This is a genomic window from Mesorhizobium sp. ISC25 (genome assembly GCF_042295465.1).
Lineage (GTDB): Bacteria > Pseudomonadota > Alphaproteobacteria > Rhizobiales > Rhizobiaceae > Mesorhizobium.
In genome coordinates this window covers 6,391,897-6,407,581 of the sequence record NZ_CP135441.1, presented here as the reverse complement: position 1 = coordinate 6,407,581, position 15,685 = coordinate 6,391,897, and the positions used below count along the sequence as shown (strand labels likewise).

Below are 15,685 nucleotides of genomic sequence, written 5' to 3'. Positions count from 1 at the left end.
CGTGGCGGCGGCGTCGAGCGCCCGCGGCGGGCCGGCCGGTGTGCATTCTATACCGTCGAAGGCGACGTTCCTTCGTCCAGCTTTTGGGGATAGCGAGATGACCATTTGTCCGGCGTGTGGCAGTGTATCAACCGCAAAATTGTTCGAAGTGACAGCAGACGAGGCCTCTCGACATTTCATCAATCCGCGTCAGGACCCTGATCGCTCTCGAAAGTTAACAAGCCACCTGTCGGATCTCTGGGGCAGTAACACTTGCGACATTCGCAAATGCGCAGATTGCGGATTCGGTTTCGCAGATCCGTTCGTCGCCGGAGGCTTTGAGTTTTATAACTTAGCCTGGGCGTACCCTTCGTATCCAACTATGAAATGGGAATATGCAAGGACAATCGAAGAGCTCGCGGGCCTGAATACTGGCGGAAAGACTGCTCTCGAAGTGGGATCGGGGTTCGGGTATTTTCTCGACCGCATCAACAACAAATTCTTCCATACTTCAGATATTTCTGCGGTCGACTACAACGAAACGGCGCGATCAGTTTTGGCGTCAAAAGGCTTCAAGACCTTTGCGAGCGATTTTCGGGAGGGCAGCTTCGATTCTATGAAAGAGGCCTTCGATTTTATTTTCATGTTTCAGGTCTTCGAGCATATGGACCAAGTGGATGAGGTTTTTGCTCGCTTAAAATATCTTCTGAACGCGCAAGGATCTGCCTTCATTGCCGTGCCAAATGAAAACAGAACGTACTATATGGAGTCTCACGGCTCGCTCGTAGACATGCCACCAAACCACATTGGCCGATGGACGAAAGAAGCCTTCGATGCCATGTGCCGGCGGCACGGCTTGCAATTGAGCAAATGCGAGCGCGAGCCGTTCAATCTCGCCAAATTCCTGAAGCAAGACATCGTCCACAGCTTTTTGCGAAAGGGACAAAAACCAGGTAGTGTGAGTGAGTTCGTGCGGGCCCTGCCGCGAAGCAAAGCGCAACGAATGGCGCAAGGTTTGACTGCCCTTGCGATTTCACCGTCACGCTTGCCGGCATGGGCATACGCCATCAGGAACGCATCTACGATGGGCGGGAGCGCACTCTGGGCGAAAATCGACAAAGTCTCGTCACCTGCGCTACGGATTCATCGCCAAGCCAAGCAGTAATGAGCGGTGCGCCACGCCGCTTGCAGCGGGAAGGTGATTTTGACACCACCAGGCTGCGGGACCTGCCAAGCAGATGAAGGACGGCGTCAGGGGCGTCGCCTCAGGTGTGGGTTCCGGAATTCATGAATGCCGGTCCGGCGGCTCCTGGCCAGTAGGTTTCGTTGTGACACATCGGACCCACGCTCCGGATGGACCTCTCCGCGGCAATCCCGGCTACTGACGAATGGCCCGCGCCGGCAGTCGATCGGCGCAGCGCCTAAAGCGGTGATTTTCAACCAGGCGGCGGTGGGAAGTACCCGACAATAAAAGCCGAGCTCGTCATGCCCTCTCCAGCAAGAGATCGGCGCTGTCCCCGAATCGGTAACCCGAGTGCTTCCTGAGATTAACCTTCGTGAGAACGCTTGCGACGGGAACCGAAGCTGGCGTATCGCCCGCAAGCAGGTCTAGAACGCCTCGCGCGATGCTGCGTCGCGTTTTCGCCCAGCGAACGGCGAAAAGAACCACGTCACCCCAGCCTGTCAGGAGTCTGGCCTCTGGTCCCTCAAGCCCCAGCGGTCCATTTATGATGACCACCCGATAGACCGAGTGCAGTTCATCTTTGAAAGGGGAGCCGTCGACACTGGACAGCAAGGGCAGCAGATCCTCCGACGGTGCGAGCGCCATGAAATCGATTCCGATTGCCGACATTCCAGCTATCGCATCGTGCAGCGCACAACGGTCACTGATATAGTCTCCGAAAAAATTGTGCGGCTTACGTGCGCTGAATTCCTTCACAAACTCGCCTGTAAGGCGGCGGTCCGTGCGGTCCAGATCAATAAAGAGTACTCGCCCTCCAAGTCTGGTGGCCGCCAAGGCCATGCTCCATGCGAGCTCGGTCTTGCCATCATCCTCACCGCAGGATGTTATCAAGATTATGTTCGAGCAATCCCTCGCCCGTTGGGGCGCCGCGGCGACAAGCAGGGCCGTCACGGCGCGGCTGTATCTGGACTCCTGCTGGCCTGAAACCAGCTGCTGCAGTCGCCTCGCGTGCGTTGTGGCAGCCTGGGGTATTAGCCCGAGGCACGGAACCTTGAGCGCTGCTTCAGCTTCGGCCTCTCCGCGCAAGGTGCTATCGAAGCGTTGGCGGACAAGTATGAATATCCCCCCAATCAGGCCAAACACGACCATGCCGGGCGGAATAAGAAATATTGGCGAAAGAGTCGTTGGATTGGTAGGGGGCCACGCCGCTGAGAGAAGCCTGACTCCGGGGGATGGACTTGCAATACGCCGCGTCAAGTCTTGTTGCCGGGTCAAAAGGTCGTTGTAGCGCTGCGTCAGGATGCTGACCTGCGGCTCGAGAGCGCGCAATCCGGAAAGCCGGCCGGCTGTATCGGCTACGACCGCATCCAGGACATCCTTGCGCTTTTGCAGCGCCGCAATCTGAGAGCGATAGATGTTGGCCTCGGCAGCGGCGCTGGCGATTTCTTGGTCAATCTGACGGTCGATCGCATCTGTGACGTCCTCATCTGTCGTGTCGTTGGCCTGGCGTGCCAAGAGATCGGCCAGCACGGGTGATCCGACGGCTTCGGCGATCGAGGCAACCGACGCGCCCCGCTTTCGCAAGTCCTGAATGTGTTGGAGTCGAGATTCCGATGCGGAGAGATCCGCTTTCGACAAGGAGATTTGCTGGGTAAGTTCGACTATCTCTTTGGCGGCATTGTCCGCTGCACCTTGGTCGACCGCGCCATGGCTCAGCCGATACCTCTCAAGACGATCGGTCGCTTCTGCGAGACTGTTTTGTGTAGCTGGAAGTCCGGCAACTATCGATTCAAGTTCCAGTCTGTCCGATGCTTGGCTTTTCCTCGCCAGATCGCCAATATACACTTGGGCGAACGTGTTGGCGATCAAGGCGGCCCGCGCCGGATCGTGATCGGTGAAGCCGACACTGATGACCCTCGATCGCAGCTCCTGGCCGATCCTTATACCCTTGCGCAGTATCTTGAGTTCAGCCGCATCTGGCTCCGCCGGAGTGCTTCGCGGCCAAATTTTGGCCAGCAGATCGGCTGTACCCGAGCGCAACGTCGGCGGCTCAAGGCCCGCAGGGTTAGCAGCAGAATTTTCGGTGCCAGCATCAACCTTTGTAGTACTGTTGAGAGCGTCCGTTTTGCGCAACGCTGCCACCACGCTTCGCAGATGGCCTTGCGACGAGAGCATGGTTATATGGTCGTCAATGCTGGAATCCACCGCATCCTGAGCAGAGACCAGGCCGCCGGCAGGTCCCGCTCTGCTGGGTGCGTCGACGATCACCTGTGTGGTGGCTTCATACAGGGCAGGCCGTGCAAGACCGGCAAGCGCGGCTAATACGCCGCCGCTGACGACCATGGTCATCAGGAACCATTTTTTTCTTGCCAGGGTAACGAGGAGCTGATGGAACGGGGTTTGCGTGTCCATCTGTTCGCGTAGCGGACGTTTCATGCGCGGAGCGATTTCGCGCGCAGGCACGTGCATTTCGTTAACGTGCGGAAGGTGGATGCGGCTAACTATGGACCCTTCCATCTTAATCTCCTGTAAGTTCGGGCACGCGAGAACCCGTTGCGGGCGGCGATGGCCGCCTTGCCTCGTTGTGCCAGGCCTGGAACATCAAAGCGGGCCACAATTTGCGAGAATGGTCGTGCCTGCCATCAACGTGATCGCGCCAGCACGCATCGACCTCCGCAAGGTCGAAAATCCCGTCTCCGGACAAGCGCATATCGGCGACAAGATCGTTTGCCCAACTGAGCAGCGGGCCTCTCAGCCAGACTGCTATGGGAACATCAAAACCCTGCTTCGGCCGCTCGATCAGCCGCTGCGGAACGTACCGGCGCAACAACTGACGAAGGATCCACTTGCCTTTGCCATTCCGAACCTTCGTATTCGTCGGCAGGCGCCAGGCAAATTCGACAACACGATGATCGAGCAGCGGGCACCGCCCCTCGAGGCTGTTGGCCATGCTGGCGCGGTCCAGCTTCACCAATATATCCCCGGGCAGGTATCCGGCCATATCGTCATACAAAAGCCGGGACAGCAGCCCATCAAGCCGGTGCTCGACGTGAATTGATGAGGGTGGCTGGTGGAGGCTCAGGTTCTCGGTCGATGATCCCGTAAGCCGCCGATACAACTCGTCCTCATTGGCTGCAGCGAGGAGCTGAGCTAGGCGATTCAGCCGATCCCCCCGAAGCGCATGCCGTGCACCCTCCGAAAGCGGCAGCTTGCCGACGAGATCGTGACGGGCTGCACGGACCAGTAACCCAGTGCCTGCCGCGAGCGCCCGACGCAGTGCTGACGGCAGAGTATGCTGTCGTCGCAGACGGGCCGCCATGAAGTGGCGGGCGTAGCCGGCGAAGCATTCATCGCCACCGTCGCCCGACAGAGCCACCGTAACGTGCCGGCGGGCGAGCCGCGCCACCAGCAGAGTTGGTATCTGCGATTCGTCAGCGAAAGGCTCATCCCAGATCTGCGGCAGTTCTGGAATGACGTCGCGCGCTACGGCAGCCGAAAGGTGGAGTTCGGTATGGTCGGTGCCCAGATGCCGAGCGACTTCCGCGGCGTGGGGAGCCTCATCGAACCCGCCCTCTCCGAAAGCGATCGTGAACGTTCGCACAGGCTTTTCCGATTGAGCCTGCATCAGGGCCACAACCGTCGAGCTGTCTATTCCGCCCGACAGGAAGGCCCCCAGCGGGACGTCAGCGATCATGCGCTCCCGAACGGCAAGCCGAAGCAGGCCGTCCAGTTCATCGGTGAGTTCCTCGTCGCTGCCGGCGACCTGCTCCGTCCGTCCTTTCGTGGCGGCTTCGGCCAGCGACCACCAGTGTCGAATGCGATGCGACAGGGACGCGACACTGCGTTCCCCGGAGAACTCAGCGGCCGTTACCGACAGGACCGAACCCGGCGGCAGCTTGAATACGCCTCGCCAAATGCAGCTGTCATCCGGTACCCATCCCTTCGAAAGCATTGCCGCGGCCGCATCCATATCGAGCTCCTGGCAAAACCCTGGAAAACGGTTGATCGCCTTCAACTCGGAAGCAAAAACAAGTGCATCGCGTGTTGAGGCGACATAAAGCGGCTTTTTGCCCATTCGGTCGCGGGCGAGATGGAGCGTCCTTGTCTTAAGGTCCCATAATCCTAAAGCGAACATGCCGGCGAAACGCGTGAGTGCTTTTTCGAGGCCCCAACTCTCAACTGCGGCGAGCATGACTTCGGTATCGCTGGCGCTCCGAAAATGATGGCCTGTACTCTCCAGCTCACGGCGCAAATCACGGAAATTGTATATTTCGCCGTTGAAGGTGATGACATATCGGCCGCTTTCGGAATGCATCGGCTGACGGCCAGCCTCCGATAGGTCAACGATGGCCAGCCGCCTGTGACCGAAGGCGACACCCGATTCACAGTTTACCCAGAATGCCTCGCCATCCGGCCCGCGGTGGCGAAGTGCGGCCGTCATCTGCTCTATTGCCCTGAGCGGCCTCGTGTCCGCTGAATCGGATGCAAGAAGAATTCCGGCAATACCACACATACCATTACCCCGGATTGTTGGAGATTGCAGAAACTGCTTTCGGCGTACCGGCGACAAGGCAGATGGTCAGCGCAAACCACACGATCGGGTGGCGGATGATCAGGTGCGGCATTCCGAAGATGATGATTGACACCACGAGCGCTAACAGCGCGTCGAGCTTCGCACGCCACACCGACATGATGGCGGCGCCGACGATCCAGACCAGCGCCAGAACCGCAATGAGACCACCTTGAGTGTACAGGTCGAGGATCGTGTTGTGAGCCTCGAAGGGTCGTTCCAGAAATTGCGAGTCGAACACTGATGGGCGCTCGAGATGCGGACCTGGACCTAGGCCAAGCGATCCGGATTCGGCGCCCTTCTCCAACGCTTCGTCCCAGAGATGCACGCGGAGCGCGGCGGTTTCCGCAGTAGCCTCGCCGCCCTTGTCCTTGGTCAGGCCCTTGGCGAAGTTTTCGAGGACGCTCGCCTCCGTTACGGCATAGGGGGTTATCGCCATCGCCAACGGAAGGATACCGACAAGCAACAGGAGGACGGCTTGCCGTGAAAAGCTGATCCCGTTGCCACCGGTCTTGAGCCATGTCCTGATCCGCAGCCCGAGGAATGTCAGGCAGGTCAGGATGCTGGTGTACAAATAGGTATCGCTCTTTGTCAGCCTCCCGACATAGAAAGTCAGGAGCAAGCTGGCGATCCCAAGAAACCTGCCCCATCGGTTGCTGGTGGTGGTCGCAAGATGCAAGGCTAGGGGGCCAAAGATTGCGCAGTAGAGCGCGAGCTGGTTTGGATTATGCGACCAGCCACGAAAGCGGTCCCAGTACCAGGGATCGACGCCAGCTCGGGGGATCCAGCCCCAACCCTGTCCCAGCTGAATGGCAAGGGCCATATTCGCGATGCCCACAACCCACCAGCCAGTACGACGCAGACGGCGATCAGCCTCGGGTTCTGCAGCGGCAAGGCAGGTGATGCCGACCAACAGCAGGTAGGCCATCGTATCGTGCATCAGGCCCGTCAGATATAGAACTGTGGTCAGATAGCCGACGACGGTGCCGACCCCGAGAGCAAGCGCCATGATCGTCCAGAAGCTCACAAGGCGTGTCAGCGCCGGCCTGGTCTCCAGGTGACCGCCGGCGAGTACGCGCCCAATCGACAGCATGATCCAAAGTACGAGGAGTAGTTCGCCAATCCCCAAGGGCGACCCAGGAATGTCGAGTTGCACCGCATAGGTCATTGCGAGGCCGCAGGCCAGGATCGCGTCCCGGATCATCGGCTCACATCCAATCTACTACTGACAGCACCCTCTCCAATTAAGATCGGAGACGCCGGTCGGGCGAGATCGCTGTGGGATTTGGCGCCAAGGATATTTTTGTACAGATCGCAATATTGGGCCACCACCCGCGGCAGCGCGAACTGCTCCCGGACGAGTTCGACAGAACGACCGCCCATGACTTTTCCGTGACTGCGGTCGGACAGGATGTCAACTATTCGAGATGCAAGACCATCGGCGTCGTGCGGTTGGACAAGGTAGCCGTTCCATCCATCCTCGACCACTTCATTGCAGCCGGGCATCTTTGAGGCGATGATGGGCAATCCCGCCAGCCCTGCCTCGAGCAGGACGCGCGGGATTCCTTCTCGATATTGTGTGGGGAAGGCGAACACGTCGGCCATGCCAAGAAGTGCTGGAACATCGCGTCGTGGGCCAAGCGCGATGACATGAGGAGCATGTCGATCGATTTCCGACTTGTCGACTGCAAATGGACCTTCGGACTCCCAAGGGCCGACAAGCACGAAACGAGCATTAGGCCTTTTGGAAAGGACGCGGGGGACTGCTTGAAGCAGTATCGGGATGCCCTTCTGGCGGGTCAGCCGGCCCACAAAAATCACGATCTCCGCTGACTGGAGCCCGAGTTCCTGGCGCATTTTCGTTGCCGGCGGAGCAAGGTGCCTCGCCATGGCGAACGCATCGACGTCGATGCCAGAACTGCGGATCACTCTTCCGCTGCCGGGTTCAATCAATCGAAAGCGCTTGAAGAAAGCCTCATCGTCCCGGTTCTGAAACACCGTCGCTGCCGTCCAGAAGGAGGCAAGCCATTGCAGTCCGCAAAAGATTGGACGCAAGGCCAGAGCCCGCGGTTCCAGCGAGGAGAATGTCCAGCCCAGGCCGTTGATCGTGCGCACGACCGGCACCGTTCCGCGCACCGAAAACGGCGCCAGCAGGTTAGGCTTGGTGTCGAAACTTTGGATGATGTCAGGCCGGAGTTCCGCAACCAGTTTCCGAATCGCTCTTACGGCGGTCCACTCGCCACTGCCGCTGGCAAATCGATCGAAACCGTAGCGGCGATGCGGAATGCCATGCCGCAAAAACGCGGCCTCATCACCGGTCGAAACTGCAGTGACCCGGAAGCCGCTTTCGCGCAGCGACATTAGGAACGGAATTCTCAGGGCGTGATCTTCGCCTCCCACACAAACGAGATGCGGATTCATCCCGAAGCTCCCGTCCGTGCGCCGTGTTTCGGTCGCGTGAAGTAACTGCCTTTCGCATCTGCTTTCATGGTTTTGCTTCGTTACTTCTGTGCGCGTGAAAGGGTACGGTAGGAGGAGGCTTGCCTACTGTCCTCGTCTGTTTGAATGAGGTAAACCGCATTGGGATCACGGCCTTACGCATATCGCGAAGCACCTCGGCGGCACCTTGTTGGTACGCGGATGAATTGCGCCTCGAACTCAAGGGAGTTCTGCCAAGCCGGACTCGCCACTGATAAGACAAGCGAAGAAAGCGCTTCCGACAGTCGTGCGCTGTACGGCTGCTCTGCGCTGGGATTCCTAAGCTCCCTGTCCGGTCCGCGTGCTACCAGGCATGATGATCAGCCCCCCCTCAGCCACAACGCCCGACGCGACTTGCCTCCTGCGACCAGCGGATAAGCCGATTCGACCCCTCCCGATGTCGGAAACCTGATCTGCCGACCGATATCCCGCGACAAGCGTGCAGACGCCTACGAATTGTCCACAACTAATTGGTTGCGGCAATGAGACTGTGGAGGGGCTTGGCTCTTAGATTAAATGTTCGTCTGATCTGTAAATTGGCAAGTTAACAGCTAAATAAAAAATTTAGTTCACAATTCAATTCCGCAACACGCAAGCTACCTTTTTAGACAATGAAACTACCGATTTCCAATTAAATCAGATAATCTTGATAGATATACGGGCTTAAAGCGATGATATTCTTGATATCATTGAATATCTCTATTTAGATTTCTCCTTCCGTGCAGCATTCCTGTTGGCGATCAATCATTCTATCAGAGCCTGCAGGTATGTGATTTGGCGCTAATATACACCCTCTAGTAGGCAAGCTCCGGGGCGCTATCGAATGAGACAAAGGAATATTGGATGGCAACTCTGCACTATGCATCGGGTGGATCCGCCACCGAAATCGCAACCGCCGGCTTCAATCTGGCTGACGTTCAGTATGTTTCGCTGGTCAACGCATTGCCGGATGGCATGAAAGGCCTGGTCTATCTCAATGAGCATGAGGGCGTAACCGCATCCTTCATCGAGAAAATGACCCCCTTCCTTGGCAATCCGAATGTGTTTGGGTTCTATCTTGTTGACGAGCCCGATCCCACCGGCAGGTGGGGCACCTATGCAACCGCTGAGAACCTGAAGGCGGAATCCGACTGGATCCATGAGCATTTTCCAGGCGCCAAGACCTTCATCACCATGATGAACATGGGATCCCCGACCAATCCGGATTTTACGAATACCTACAATCCGGCCAACACGCATATCGACTATTTCGGCATAGACCCGTATCCGGTGCGCACGGGAACGGACACGGTCGACTACGACATGATCGATCGAGCCGTGGCTGCAGCGGTGAAATCCGGCATCCCGGCTAACAACATCGTTCCGGTCTATCAGGCCTTCGGCGGCGGTAACTGGGAGACTTCCGACGGCGGAAGACAGGTCATGCCCACCCCCGAACAGATGCAAATCATGATCGATCATTGGGCCGCACTGGTGCCGTCACCTGCCTTCGACTACACCTACAAATGGGGAACGCAGAACGGCGACACCGCTCTTGAAAGCTCTCCGGAACTGCAAGCCGTTTTCCGGGAGCACAACCTCGCTACCACCGGGACCGAACCGCCTCCCGTCGACACAAGCGACACCTTGTACGGCACCAGCGGCGACGATGTGTTCCACGGCGCCGGCGGCCACACGATGATCGGTTATGGCGGCAATGATACCTATTATGTCGAGGATGTCCGCGATAAGGAGATCGAGGCGGCGGGTGGCGGTACCGACAAAGCATTCGCGTCAGTAAGTCATGCGCTTGCGGCTGGCTCCGAGATCGAGCTTCTCGCCACCAGCAATCCGGCCGGCACGACGGCAATAAACCTCAACGGCAACGGCTTTGCCCAGACGATCCAGGGCAATGCCGGCGCCAATGTCATCAACGGCCTTGGCGGCGCCGACATGATGAGCGGCTATGGTGGCAACGACACCTATTATGTTGACAATGCCGGCGACAAGGTCATCGAGGCCGTGGGCGGCGGCTCCGACAGAGTGATCACTTCGGTGAGCCATGCGCTTTCGACGGGCTCCCAGATCGAGCTTCTCGCTGCAAGGTACCCATCCGACACGACGCCAATGAACCTCAGCGGCAACGAGTTCAGCCAGACCATCCTGGGCAACGCCGGCGCCAATGTCATCAACGGCCTTGGCGGCGCCGACATGATGAGCGGCTATGGTGGCAACGACACCTACTATGTCGACGATGCCGGCGATAAGGTCATCGAGGCCGTGGGCGGCGGCTCCGACAGGGTGATCACTTCGGTGAGCCATGCTCTTGCGGCCGGCTCGGAGATCGAGCTTCTCGCCACCAGCAATCCGGCCGGCACGACGGCAATAAACCTCAACGGCAACGGCTTTGCCCAGACGATCCAGGGCAATGCCGGCGCCAATGTCATCAACGGCCTTGGCGGCGCCGACATGATGAGCGGCTATGGTGGCAACGACACCTACTATGTCGACAATGCCGGCGACAAGGTCATCGAGGCCGTGGGCGGCGGCTCCGACAGGGTGATCACTTCGGTGAGCCATGCGCTTTCGACGGGGTCCCAGATCGAGCTTCTCGCTGCAAGGTATCCGTCCGACACGACGGCAATGAACCTCAGCGGAAACGAGTTCAGCCAGACCATCCTGGGCAATGCCGGCGCCAATGTAATCAACGGCGGACGAGGTGCCGACATCTTGACCGGTAACGGAGGCAACGATGCATTCGTGTTCAACAGCGCTCTTGGGGCCGGCAATATCGACAGGATCACCGACTTCAACAAGCTCCAGGACAAGATCCAGCTCGACGACGCGGTTTTTGCCGGGCTTAAGCTTGGTGGCCTTTCATCCGATGCTTTCTTTGCTGGCACGGCCGCGCATGATAGCTCCGACCATATCATCTACAACAGCTCAACCGGCGCGCTCTCTTTCGACAGCGACGGGATCGGTGGCGCAGCTCAAATACAGTTCGCCACTCTCTCTCCAGGTCTGTCGCTTGCGGCAGGTTCGTTTCTTGTGATCTGAACGACCGGAACGGCGGACCTTCTGCTCAAGCCGGTCCGCCGCTCCGTCTTTGTTCAAGCACCGGATTTTTCCAAACGTAGTGACCGTTCGGGTGGTGCTCAACCTTCATCACCCAACGGGTTCGCTAGCAGGGCATCATTGAAGGGTGGCTTTGAATCTGCCCGCCACCGAGTTTACTCGGCGCGGTTCGCGACCCGCTTCCCTCGGCCGAACAGTTTTGATGTCGCTTAAAGTCTTCCTCATGGGCGAGTGCGGCAGGCGCACCAACTGGGAACCGCCCCTATTCTCACCTTGAGCGGTTTCCTACATTGATTTGATCTCGATCACGGAGATCTGCCGACCGATATAAGATGATGAGCGCGCAGATGCCTACGAATTGTCCACAACTAATTGCTTGCGGCAGTGAGACTGCGGAGCGGCTTGGCTCTTAGGTTAACGTCTGTTTTATTTTCATCTCGTAAGGTAAATTTATAAATCAAAACAGACCAATAATGTAACGTCCCCGTAATACAAACGTCATGAGTTGCGAATCTACAGCTGCTTCAAAATAATGTCGCGATTCCGCCGGGATTGTGACCTCAGAAAGCGATAAATTTCTTGTCTACAATCGGTTTTGTCAAAATAAGCCACAATGCATGCAGCATTCCTACAAACGGTCAATGATTCTATCAACGGGTGTCTGTATGTGATTTGGTGCTAATATACACCCTCTAGTAGGTAGGCCTCGGGCGCTATCGAACGAGAAAAAAGGAATATTGGATGGCAACTCTGCACTACACCTCGGGTGGTTCCGCCACCGAAATTGCAACCGCCGGCTTCAATTTGGCCGACGTTCAATATGCTAGCCAGGTCGATGCATTGCCGGATGGCACGAAGGGTCTGGTGTATCTCAATGAGCACGAGGGCGTAACCTCATCCTTCATCGAGAAAATGACCCCCTTCCTTGGCAATCCGAATGTGTTTGGGTTCTATCTTGTTGACGAGCCCGATCCCACCGGCAGGTGGGGCACCTATGCAACCGCTGAGAACCTGAAGGCGGAATCCGACTGGATCCATGAGCATTTTCCAGGCGCCAAGACCTTCATCACCATGATGAACATGGGATCCCCGACCAATCCGGATTTTACGAATACCTACAATCCGGCCAACACGCATATCGACTATTTCGGCATAGACCCGTATCCGGTGCGCACGGGAACGGACACGGTCGACTACGACATGATCGATCGAGCCGTGGCTGCAGCGGTGAAATCCGGCATCCCGGCTAACAACATCGTTCCGGTCTATCAGGCCTTCGGCGGCGGTAACTGGGAGACTTCCGACGGCGGAAGACAGGTCATGCCCACCCCCGAACAGATGCAAACCATGATCGATCATTGGGCCGCACTGGTGCCGACGCCCGGCTTCGACTACACCTATAAATGGGGAACGCAGAACGGCGACACCGCGCTTGAAAGCTCGTCCGAACTGCAAGCCGTTTTCCGGGAGCACAACCTCGCTACCACCGGAGCCGAACCTTCCGACACCACCACCAGCGACGGCAGCGCTACCGCGACACCCCCTTCCGACGCCGCCACCAGCGATAGCACTTCGACTGTGACTGCCCCTTCCCATGACGCCACCGGCGACAGCACTTCGACTGCGACTGCCCCTTCCGACACCGCCACCAGCGACAGCACTTCGACTGCGACGGCCCCTTCCCACGCCACCAGCGACGCCAGTGCTACCGCGACGCCCCCTTCCGACACCGCCACCAGCGACAGCACTTCGACTGCGACGGCCCCTTCCCACGCCACCAGCGACGCCAGTGCTACCGCGACGCCCCCTTCCGACACCGCCACCAGCGACAGCACTTCGACTGTGACTGCCCCCTCCCACGCCACCAGCGACGCCAGTGCTACCGCGACGCCCCCTTCCGACACCGGCGATAGCACTTCGACTGTGACTGCCCCTTCCCACGCCACCAGCGACGCTAGTGCTGCCGCGACGCCCCCTTCCGACACCGCCACCAGCGATAGCAGCTCGACTGTGACTGCCCCTTCCCATGACGCCACCGGCGACAGCACTTCGACTCCGATCGCCGCTTCCGGCGCTACGACCAGCGATGGCAGTGATAGCAAGAGCGCCCTTTCGCACCTCCTCGCTGGCAATAGCAGTTCGACGGACACCGCCGCCTCCGGCGCCACCACCAGCGATGGCAGTGATAGCAAGAGCGCGCTTTCGCACCTCCTCGCTGGCAATAGCAGTTCGACGGACACCGCCGCCTCCGGCGCCACCACCAGCGATGGCAGTGATAGCAAGACCGCGCTTTCGCACCTCCTCGCCGGCAATGGCAGATCGACTGATGCCGCCGCTTCCGGCGCTACCACCAGCGATGGCAGTCACACCAAGACCGCGCTGTCGCACCTCCTCGCCGGCGACGGCAGCACGACGGACACCAACCACGATAATGCCGGCGACAAGGTAAGCGAGGACGGCGGCGTTGGCCGCCTGTTGGCTGCGTTGAGCCATTCTCTTTCGGCGGGCTCGGAGCTTCTCCCGACCAACGACCCATCCGACAAGACGGCAACCAGCCTGATCCGCCCAGGGTTCGCGCAAACCGTCCAGCCCGATGAAAATGTCGGCGCCCAGGCAAAGAACGGCGCCGCCGCCGAGATCATGTCCGGTCACGGAGGCAACGATGCCTTCGACTTCAGCAAGCTCCAGGACAAGCTCCACCTCGATCAATCCGCTCTTACCGAGCTTAAGTCGGGCGGGCTTTCATTGCATGCTACCCCTGCTGGTACGGCCACGGATGATGGTTCCCACCACATCATCTTTGACAGCTCAACCGGGTCGCTCTCTCTCGACAGCGACGCGGTCGACGGCGCAGCTCAAGCGCAGCTCGCCACCCATCTTCCGTGGCAGCACCACTCTTTGATCTAAAAACCGGAGCGGCGGACCTTCGACTCGAGTCGTGTCCGCCGCTCCGTCTTTGTTCAATTGCGCCACGGAAGCTTGACCAAGGAAGATGCGATACCGGCGGACATCCGACAGATCGAAGTTGGCCGCTTATCGCCAATGCGAATTTCGGATTCGCCACACTCTAAGCAGTCTCGACAATTTTCAGCACGGTGTCGATCTCGGCCATCACCGCTGCCGGCAGCGGCCCTTTTTCCAGCGCGCCGAGATTGTCCTCGACCTGCTCGGGCCGCGTGAAGCCGGGAACCGGCAGGGCGATTGCCGACTTGGCGAGTATCCAGCCGAGCGCGCCCTGCGCAAGCGTGCGACCGCCCGAGGTGAGCAGGTCGCGGATTGCCGAGAGCCTTGACAGATAGTGCGGGTTGGCGGCGCCATCCCTGAAAAACACCATCCATTCGGCATTCCCGCCGCGCACATCGTTGGTGGGCAGCCGCATGGCCGGCGTGTATTTGCCGGTGAGCAGCCCCATTGCCAGCGGCAGCCGGCTGAACGAGACGAGGTTCTCGCGCGCCGCAACGGCCATCAGCTCGTTCGCCGGGGTAAACCACATTGAAGTCGTTCTCTACGGCGACGAACCCCTCGCGCGGCGCGTAGGCGGCAAGCCTTTCGCGGTGATCGGTGCTCCAGCCGAAGCCGCCGATCTTGCCCTCCTGGCGCAACAGGCCGAGCGTATCGAACACCTCGCCGGCGCGCTCGATCGGATACTCGTTGATATGTAGCAGCACGACGTCGATACAATCGCGCTGCAGGCGCTGCCGCGAATTGTCGATCGATGTCCGGATCGCCGCGGCAGAGGCATCCTCGGGTGCGATCTTGCGCGTTTCGGGATCGCCGAAATAGCCGACCTTGGTGACGATGACGGCTTCGTCCTTACCCTTCAACGCCCGCCCGAGGATCAGTTCGGCATTGCCGGCGCCATAGGCGGCAGCCGTGTCGAACACCCGCGCCCCGATCTCATAGGCCATCGCCAGCGCGGCTTGCGACCTGACATCGTCGACCTCGCCATAGACTGTCGCCGTGTCACGCCAGCGCGCGGGGCCACCCGCCGCCCAGGTGCCGATGCCGATGCGCGGTACCGAGCGGCCATCGCAAAGCATCATCATCTGCATGCCCGGTTCCTCAACGACGCAAGCTGGCGCGGCGGGCACGCTCGCGGATCTCTTCGCGAGAAATGCCGGCATCCGCCAGTGTGCTGTCCCGGGCCTGCCTCAAGCTCGCAAGCGTCTGGCGATAGGCAATCCAGCGGGCGAAACGGTATCGAAGTTCATCCAACATGATCGTCTCCTTTGGCCCGCAGAATGCCCGCGCGCCTGGGTTGATCGAAAGCGCAAAGCATCTGCGCCAATCGCATGCGCGATCGAAAGGGTTGAGTTCGCTTCTTGGCCAGCCGAGGCGCTTGTCACGCCCCGCCAAGCAGGATTGTCCAACGCCTCCATACTTGCGCGTGGTGCTCGCTTCGCGCTACAGCCACGGTCGCA

Annotated in this window: 9 protein-coding genes and 1 pseudogene; 3 read left to right on the top strand and 7 right to left on the bottom strand. The window is 59.1% G+C overall.

Features of this window, described 5'->3' with window-relative positions:
* Position 1: 1 nt before the first annotated feature.
* Complete coding sequence (locus tag RQ479_RS31580) at positions 2–1,144, top strand: class I SAM-dependent methyltransferase (protein WP_376703599.1); 1,143 nt, start codon at positions 2–4, stop codon at positions 1,142–1,144.
* 318 nt (positions 1,145–1,462) lie between these two features.
* Here the strand turns inward: RQ479_RS31580 and RQ479_RS31575 are convergent, their stop codons facing one another.
* The 4 genes from RQ479_RS31575 to RQ479_RS31560 are packed head-to-tail and all read right to left on the bottom strand — an operon-like array spanning position 1,463 to position 8,153.
* Complete coding sequence (locus tag RQ479_RS31575) at positions 1,463–3,679, bottom strand: GumC family protein (protein ID WP_376703598.1); 2,217 nt, start codon at positions 3,677–3,679, stop codon at positions 1,463–1,465.
* 1 nt (position 3,680) lies between these two features.
* Positions 3,681–5,675: an asparagine synthase (glutamine-hydrolyzing) gene (asnB, locus tag RQ479_RS31570; RefSeq protein ID WP_376703597.1), complete on the bottom strand. Its 1,995-nt coding sequence runs from the start codon at positions 5,673–5,675 to the stop codon at positions 3,681–3,683.
* A gap of 4 nt (positions 5,676–5,679) precedes the next feature.
* Entirely contained in the window at positions 5,680–6,936 is a 1,257-nt protein-coding gene (locus RQ479_RS31565) for an O-antigen ligase family protein (RefSeq protein ID WP_376703596.1), read from the bottom strand.
* Positions 6,933–8,153 carry a glycosyltransferase gene (locus RQ479_RS31560; protein ID WP_376703595.1) on the bottom strand — a complete coding sequence of 407 codons (1,221 nt, stop codon included), beginning with the start codon at positions 8,151–8,153 and terminating at the stop codon, positions 6,933–6,935. The genes RQ479_RS31565 and RQ479_RS31560 overlap by 4 nt, the downstream gene beginning before the upstream one ends.
* A gap of 900 nt (positions 8,154–9,053) precedes the next feature.
* On the opposite strand from RQ479_RS31560, the gene RQ479_RS31555 reads away from it, so the two are divergent.
* Both RQ479_RS31555 and RQ479_RS31550 read left to right on the top strand, forming a co-directional pair.
* On the top strand, positions 9,054–11,246 hold the full coding sequence (locus RQ479_RS31555; RefSeq protein ID WP_376703594.1) for a calcium-binding protein: 2,193 nt from the start codon (positions 9,054–9,056) through the stop codon (positions 11,244–11,246).
* 759 nt (positions 11,247–12,005) lie between these two features.
* Positions 12,006–14,171 carry a hypothetical protein gene (locus RQ479_RS31550; RefSeq protein ID WP_376703593.1) on the top strand — a complete coding sequence of 722 codons (2,166 nt, stop codon included), beginning with the start codon at positions 12,006–12,008 and terminating at the stop codon, positions 14,169–14,171.
* A 160-nt stretch (positions 14,172–14,331) separates the two neighbouring features.
* Here the strand turns inward: RQ479_RS31550 and RQ479_RS31545 are convergent, their stop codons facing one another.
* The 3 genes and pseudogenes from RQ479_RS31545 to RQ479_RS31535 all read right to left on the bottom strand — a co-directional run bounded on the left by RQ479_RS31545 (position 14,332) and on the right by RQ479_RS31535 (position 15,482).
* Entirely contained in the window at positions 14,332–14,757 is a 426-nt protein-coding gene (locus RQ479_RS31545) for an aldo/keto reductase (RefSeq protein WP_376703592.1), read from the bottom strand.
* Positions 14,758–14,809: 52 nt separating this feature from the next.
* A pseudogene (locus RQ479_RS31540) lies at positions 14,810–15,304 on the bottom strand (aldo/keto reductase); the annotation flags it as partial.
* 22 nt (positions 15,305–15,326) lie between these two features.
* Complete coding sequence (locus tag RQ479_RS31535) at positions 15,327–15,482, bottom strand: DUF1127 domain-containing protein (protein ID WP_352467081.1); 156 nt, start codon at positions 15,480–15,482, stop codon at positions 15,327–15,329.
* Between the last annotated feature and the right edge of the window lie 203 nt (positions 15,483–15,685).

Bases quoted from the DNA above. Each gene is read 5' to 3' on its own strand.
- RQ479_RS31560 (WP_376703595.1), bottom strand. From the start codon at position 8,153: ATGAATCCGCATCTCGTTTGTGTGGGAGGCGAAGATCACGCCCTGAGA.
- RQ479_RS31565 (WP_376703596.1), bottom strand. From the start codon at position 6,936: ATGATCCGGGACGCGATCCTGGCCTGCGGCCTCGCAATGACCTATGCG.
- RQ479_RS31555 (WP_376703594.1), top strand. From the start codon at position 9,054: ATGGCAACTCTGCACTATGCATCGGGTGGATCCGCCACCGAAATCGCA.
- RQ479_RS31550 (WP_376703593.1), top strand. From the start codon at position 12,006: ATGGCAACTCTGCACTACACCTCGGGTGGTTCCGCCACCGAAATTGCA.
- RQ479_RS31535 (WP_352467081.1), bottom strand. From the start codon at position 15,482: ATGTTGGATGAACTTCGATACCGTTTCGCCCGCTGGATTGCCTATCGC.
- RQ479_RS31545 (WP_376703592.1), bottom strand. From the start codon at position 14,757: ATGTGGTTTACCCCGGCGAACGAGCTGATGGCCGTTGCGGCGCGCGAG.
- asnB (WP_376703597.1), bottom strand. From the start codon at position 5,675: ATGTGTGGTATTGCCGGAATTCTTCTTGCATCCGATTCAGCGGACACG.
- RQ479_RS31575 (WP_376703598.1), bottom strand. From the start codon at position 3,679: ATGGAAGGGTCCATAGTTAGCCGCATCCACCTTCCGCACGTTAACGAA.